This window comes from Gluconobacter sp. P1D12_c (assembly GCF_018812105.1).
GTDB classification, from domain to species: domain Bacteria; phylum Pseudomonadota; class Alphaproteobacteria; order Acetobacterales; family Acetobacteraceae; genus Gluconobacter; species Gluconobacter oxydans_A.
The window spans coordinates 1-405 of sequence record NZ_JACSIQ010000634.1 but is presented as its reverse complement, the minus strand read 5'-3'; the positions used below and the strand labels follow the sequence as shown (position 1 = coordinate 405).

Annotated in this window: 1 protein-coding gene; it reads right to left on the bottom strand. The window is 58.5% G+C overall.

The annotated features are described in order from the left end of the window. On the bottom strand, window positions 1-405 hold a 405-nt coding region (locus tag KP705_RS18495; protein ID WP_252348451.1), incomplete at both ends, for a transposase.

Below are 405 nucleotides of genomic sequence, written 5' to 3'. Positions count from 1 at the left end.
CCTGACGCTCGATAAGCCGGATTTTCAAAACGCCGATCACGCAGTTCACCAAGCTGGTTGAAGACGAGCGCCCGAGCCAGCGCATTCCGGGCTTCTCCCTTGTTGAGCCCTGCCTGGGTTCGCCTGCGCAAATCCAGATCCTGTATCCAGTCGAGCATGAAAACCGACCGCTCGATCCGGCCAACTTCACGCAAGGCCACAGCCAGACCATTCTGACGGGGATAAGATCCGAGCTTCCGCAGCATGGCCGAGGCCGTCACGGTTCCACTCCGAATGGATGTGACCAGACGCAGCAGGTCGTCCCAGTGGGCCGCAACATGATCGGTATTGATCGGGTCACCGGCCATTCCACTCAGGAGATCACCGGGGCTTTGATCTGGAAACAGGTGAAGTTTCCGCTCTTTC